The sequence below is a fragment of the Microcystis sp. M53603_WE2 genome, from assembly GCF_030065435.1.
Genome location: NZ_JASJFF010000116.1, coordinates 1 through 5,776 on the forward strand (window position 1 = coordinate 1; position 5,776 = coordinate 5,776).

The following is a 5,776-nucleotide window of genomic DNA, read 5'->3' on the forward strand; positions in this document are numbered from 1 at the left end:
ACTCCGCTATCTTCTAATAGTTCCGACAATTCCGTATCTTGGTTATCGCCGACGCGCACATCAAGGGAGATGGGTTGACGAGCCATACTGAGATATTCGCGGATTTGAGCGGGTTCTAGCTCTAATTCTAGGGCAATCTCGGCGGGAGTGGCACTTCTGCCCAGTTTTTGGGCGAGTTCGCGCTGGGTTCTTTTGATTTTATTCAGTTTTTCGGTGATATGGATGGGTAAACGAATGGTGCGGGCCTGTTGAGCGATCGCACGGGTAATCGCTTGTCGAATCCACCAGTAGGCATAGGTAGAAAATTTATAACCTTTGGTGGGATCAAATTTCTCTACACCCCTTTCTAATCCCAGACTACCCTCTTGAATTAGATCTAGGAATTCCATGTTCCGCTTTTGATATTTTTTGGCGATCGCAACTACCAAGCGGAGGTTAGCTTCAATCATTTTCCGTTTAGCTCGATCGCCGGTTTTCAAGGCGCGATCCAGTTCATTTTCGCTTAAATTCACCGAATCCGCCCACTCCAAGCGCTGTGGTTCCCGTCCTAATTGCTTCGATAGTGCTTCTTTCGCTTCTAACAGGCTCATCATCCGTTGGACTTGTTTGCCGTAAATAATTTCTTGTTCGTGAGTTAGGAGGGGAACTCGCCCAATTTCGTGCAGATAGGTACGCACCATATCGGCATTGAGGGTGGGCTGTGATTGAGTTTGGTTGGTTTTTGCGGTGGGCATTGGTTTGGTGGTGACTCCTTGACACAGAAAAAGTCTGTTACTATTCCGACTCGCGGGTGAGTCTGGCTTATCTGAAGTCGGTATGAGTTTGATCGGAATTTCTTTGATTGTATCCTGCGCTTTTAGACGCGGGCAATCCCCTAAAGGTTCAAAGTTAATTCATTCTTTGGTATGATGTTAAGTTTATGCTTTTTTCTCAACATCCAGAACAAAAGTATTATAGTGTAGGACTATCAACTACAATCGCTTGTTTTTGGGTCGCTTTTTCCTGAATCCTCGGCAGTGCCGCTGATACTGTTAGGTAAGATTACAAAACAAAAAGGTGATTTTCCCGATTAGCCGTCAACAATCTAGCTGAATTCCGACCCTTTCGCCCTCAGCCTTGAGAGGAAGACTAACAGCCGAGAACCGACTTCTATATATATAATGACCGATCAACACCAGCAAAGAGAGACACAATCATGGCGGATTCCCGAACTATTTTCTGTAGTATTTGCTACAAAATTTTAAATTTTTTTCCGATTGAGAATCGGAAAAAATTGTCAAAAAAATTAGGATTGCTAGGAGGGTAATAACTATCATAGAAACAGCAGGGCGGAGATCGGGATAAATTATCTTTGAAACCAAGCTCGATCGCAATCTCCACAATGCCGTTCTGTGAAACTCCTGAACAATGAGGACTTACTATGACTAAAACCGTCGTTATCGATCCCGTCACCCGGATCGAAGGCCATGCCAAGATCTCGATTTTCCTTGACGATGGGGGGGAAGTGGATGACGTGCGTTTTCATGTGGTCGAGTATCGTGGTTTTGAGAAATTCTGCGAGGGACGGCCGATGTGGGAGATGGCGGGAATTACTGCCCGGATTTGCGGCATTTGCCCCGTTAGTCACCTGCTTTGTGCCGCCAAAACCGGCGATAAAATTCTAGCGGTGCAAATCCCCCCTGCGGGTGAAAAACTGCGGCGCTTGATGAATTTGGGACAATTAACCCAATCCCATGCTTTAAGCTTTTTCCATCTTAGCAGTCCCGATTTTCTGCTTGGTTGGGAAAGTGACCCGGCTAAACGGAATATTTTCGGTTTAATCGCCGCCGATCCCGACCTAGCGCGAGCGGGCATCCGTTTACGTCAATTTGGACAGAAAGTTATTGAACTTTTGGGAGCAAAAAAAATTCACCCCGCTTGGTCCGTCCCGGGAGGTGTGCGTTCTCCCCTGAGCGAAGAAGGGCGACAATGGATTAAAGAACGACTGCCGGAGTCTAAAGCGACTCTTTACACGGCCTTAAACCTGTTTAAAGGACTTCTAGACAATTTAACCACAGAAATCGCCGCTTTTGGTAATTTCCCTTCCCTGTTTATGGGATTGGTCGGTAAACGGGACGAGTGGGAACACTACGGCGGTCATATTCGTTTTACCGATAGTCAAGGCAATATTGTGGCCGATAACCTCAGCGAAGACAATTATCGCGATTATATCGGCGAATCAGTAGAAAAATGGTCTTATTTAAAGTTTCCCTACTATAAACCCCTCGGTTATCCCAACGGTATCTATCGGGTTGGTCCGTTGGCGCGCTTAAATGTTTGTTCCCATTTTGGCACGGAGGGGGCGGATATCGAGTTACGGGAATATCGCCATCGGGTCGGTGGTGTAGCCACCTCTTCTTTTTACTATCATTATGCCCGATTAGTGGAGATTTTAGGCTGTTTAGAGCGTATCGAACTTTTAATCGACGATCCCGATATAGTTTCTCCACGCTGTCGCGCCGAAGCAGGAATTAATAATCTGCAAGGGGTGGGAGTTAGTGAAGCGCCCCGGGGTACTTTATTCCATGATTATAAAGTGGATGAGAATGGTTTGATTGAAACGGTGAATTTGATTATTGCCACGGGTAATAATAATTTGGCCATGAATCAAACGGTGAAACAAATCGCCCAACATTATATCCATGGTGGCGAAATTCCTGAAGCGATGTTAAACCGGGTGGAAGCGGGTATTCGTTGCTATGATCCCTGTTTAAGTTGTTCCACTCACGCTATGGGACAAATGCCGCTACAGCTAGAGTTAGTTAATGCAGCCGGTGAGGTGATCAATACTCGACAAAGGGGTTAATTATCTAAGTTGTTGGGGGGTTAGGAAATAGGGGAAATTTATCCTAGTACCTGACCCCATTTTACTATTTATTTTTACGGTGAAGATTCTAGCTAAGAATTTCTAGGTTTTGATAAAGAGTTTCTATCGGACAAGAAAAGTTAATACAGTTAATAGTGATTAAATCTCCCGCGTGATAAATATGGGGAATCCAGAGGTTATTAGATTGACGTTGATATTGTTCGATTAGGACTTGTTTTTGCTCGATCAATAGATATTCCTCTAATTCAGGGATAGTTTGATAATCGGCAAATTTATCGCCTCTATCAAAGGCTGCCGTGGAGTCGGATAAAACCTCGATAATCACTCGCGGATGCAGGATAAAATCTTCCTGGGAAACTCGATCCCGTTGGTCACAAGTAATGGCAAAATCGGGATAATAGAAGATATTTAAGCTAGGGAGACGCACTTTCATATCGGTAGCGTAGGCAAGACAACCACTACCCCGTAAATGATTAATTAATTGGGCCGAAAGATTACCTGTGATGATAACATGGGCTTTACTGGCCCCCGCCATCGCCAAGATTTGCCCTTGTATATATTCATGTTTAATGGGACTAATTTTCTCTATTTCCAGATAGTCTTTTGGAGTAAAATAAGCGTGACTTTTACCGGCTGTCATGGTGTTTACCTCGCTCATTGTTAGTTTTCTAACGGACAATTAAGTAGCTGGTTATAATTAAATTAAAAATGGATTTTAGGTTCGATCCCCCCTTAATCCCCCCTTAATAAGGGGGGCATCTGATAATTTTTAACGCCTACCTACTTAAGCCAAATAACTGAGTCTAAATCAGTCTTATTGCCTTCAGTAATTAGCTTTCGTATCAGTTCAATATAATTAAAATTACTCTCGAATAAAACAAAACGTCTATCTAAAGAAGCGGCCGCTAGTCCCACGGTTCCTGAACCAGCAAAGGGATCTAAAACCACATCACCTTTAAAAGAGTAATAGGTAATCACTTTTTCTGCCAATTCTACGGGAAAAGCGGCGGGATGTTTTGAGTTAGTGACTGGGTTAATTTTCCAGACATTAGTGCGTTCATAACCATCGGCAATTTTTGAGGCTTTTACTACTTCTTGATCGGGATGATTACGAATATGCCAATCGATGAGTAAATCCGTGTGTTTACGATAGACTAAAACGTATTCAGTCACCGGCACAGTTTTGTATTGGAGAGGATTGCGATCGGCGGCAAATCTGCGCCCTCTACCAGTTGCCCACCCTGCTCCCTCTGGTTTTAGCCAAATAATATCATCAATAAAATCGTAACCTTCCTCAACAAAAATTCGATGCAAATCAAAGGGGACAGCAATACGTTTAGAAGCTTGATTACGGGAAGCACGACGCAACAGCACGGGAGAAATATTAATGACAAAAAAACGTCCTTCACTCAAAACTCGATGACATTTTCTGATCACCTGTCGCAGCTTCAATAGATAGGTTTCGTATTCTTCAAATTCCGAATATTCTGGGCGAGCATTAAAATAGGGTGGTGAGGTAAAGATTAAATCAACACTTTCTGCTGGCATTTCCTCCAAAAGTTCGCCACAATCACCAAATCCGATGGTATTTCTCAGAGAGGAAAGCTTGTATTCTTTTTTGGTTTTCTTGCGGGTTTCTAATTTAGATTCATCCTGTTTTAACAGACGAGCGATAATAATTTCAGTCCGGGTTGTCCTATCGGCTAAAATTTCGGTGGTGTAGGCATCGATCACCACTTCCCCAACGGTTTTTTTCTGTTCATTACATAAAGGAATTCGCCAAATATGATATCTGTCATCCACTTCTGGTAAACCTAATTTAATCGCATTAACTAAATTTATTTCTCGCAACCAATTAAGGACAATTTCTTTAGCTTCTGCCACCGTGCGAAGTAGATAACCGCGCTTTTCCGATACCAGTTCTTTTTCCATGGCATTACTCTAGTTTTCTCTAGAATTCTAGCTGATCATTATCCAAAAAACTAGGAGAGTCTCAAGATAGAAATTGGCCACCCTTTAAAAATTCCACATTTCTAAGACTTTTCCCGTAATTGTTTGATTTAACCAGAAAGTATTGTGACTGAGGGAGTGAAGATTATTTGCTGTTACTTTCCAGCTTGCTTGGGGATGAAAAAGAATTGCTTCTGCGGGATTACCGGGGTTGAGAGATGCCGGTTTTTGTTGTAAACAATGACAGGGATTGAGACTAAGCGCTTGCCACAATTGTAAAGCTGATAATTGCCCAGTTATTACTAATTTTTCCCAGAGTAGCGGTAAAGCTAATTCTAACCCGATCGCGCCGGGGGGTGCTTCTGCAAAAGAGACGGTTTTTTCTTCGTAGGTATAGGGACGATGATCGATCGCGATTGCATCGATAATTCCCTCCTTAATTGCCGCAATTAACGCCTTGCGATCGCTTTCGTTGCCCAAGGGGGGAGCGAGGTGTAAACTGGGATGATAGCTGGCGATCGATCCTGTATTTAAGAGCAGATGCAACCACGTCACACTAGCGGTTATCGGCAATCCCCGCATTTTTGCCTCGCGAATTAATTCCACTCCTCGACGGGTAGAAATTCGCATTAGGTGAACAGGTGTATTAATTTCGCCGACGATTTCTAAAATTGTGGCTAAAGCAGTGGTTTCGGAAATAGCAGGATCTCCTGGTAAACCGAAGCGAATCGAGGTTTCTCCCTCACGCATGACTCCATTACCCTTTAATTGCTGATTTACGGGGGAAAGGGCGATATTTTTACCGAAGGGTTTTAGGTATTCCAATAAGCGCCGCAACAGTCCCAAATCTTCCAGACTGCGATTATCGGTAAAACCCACCGCTACAGGCATTAAATCGGCTAATTCCGTCATTTTTTGCCCTTGCCTTCCTAGGGTAAGACTTGCCCAAAAATGCAGACG

At 43.6% G+C, this 5,776-nt stretch carries 5 protein-coding genes; 1 reads left to right on the forward strand and 4 read right to left on the reverse strand.

Annotated elements, in window-relative coordinates; translation table 11 throughout:
- The coding region (locus PX481_RS02815; RefSeq protein WP_288093572.1) for a sigma-70 family RNA polymerase sigma factor at window positions 1–734 on the reverse strand (734 nt) is incomplete at its 3' end.
- 686 nt (window positions 735–1,420) lie between these two features.
- On the opposite strand from PX481_RS02815, the gene PX481_RS02820 reads away from it, so the two are divergent.
- Window positions 1,421–2,845 carry a Ni/Fe hydrogenase subunit alpha gene (locus PX481_RS02820; protein ID WP_002760226.1) on the forward strand — a complete coding sequence of 475 codons (1,425 nt, stop codon included), beginning with the start codon at window positions 1,421–1,423 and terminating at the stop codon, window positions 2,843–2,845.
- Between the two features lie 88 nt (window positions 2,846–2,933).
- Here PX481_RS02820 and PX481_RS02825 read toward each other — a convergent pair whose 3' ends face one another.
- The 3 genes from PX481_RS02825 to PX481_RS02835 form a co-directional block, all read right to left on the reverse strand.
- Window positions 2,934–3,506 (reverse strand): Uma2 family endonuclease, encoded by a 573-nt coding sequence (locus tag PX481_RS02825; protein ID WP_288028071.1) that lies wholly within the window; start codon window positions 3,504–3,506, stop codon window positions 2,934–2,936.
- A 140-nt stretch (window positions 3,507–3,646) separates the two neighbouring features.
- Window positions 3,647–4,798 (reverse strand): DNA-methyltransferase, encoded by a 1,152-nt coding sequence (locus PX481_RS02830; RefSeq protein ID WP_288093574.1) that lies wholly within the window; start codon window positions 4,796–4,798, stop codon window positions 3,647–3,649.
- Between the two features lie 84 nt (window positions 4,799–4,882).
- Window positions 4,883–5,776: dihydroorotase (locus tag PX481_RS02835; protein ID WP_288093575.1), on the reverse strand; the 894-nt coding region annotated here is incomplete at its 5' end.

Bases quoted from the DNA above. Each gene is read 5' to 3' on its own strand.
- PX481_RS02825 (WP_288028071.1), bottom strand. From the start codon at position 3,506: ATGACAGCCGGTAAAAGTCACGCTTATTTTACTCCAAAAGACTATCTG.
- PX481_RS02820 (WP_002760226.1), top strand. From the start codon at position 1,421: ATGACTAAAACCGTCGTTATCGATCCCGTCACCCGGATCGAAGGCCAT.
- PX481_RS02830 (WP_288093574.1), bottom strand. From the start codon at position 4,798: ATGGAAAAAGAACTGGTATCGGAAAAGCGCGGTTATCTACTTCGCACG.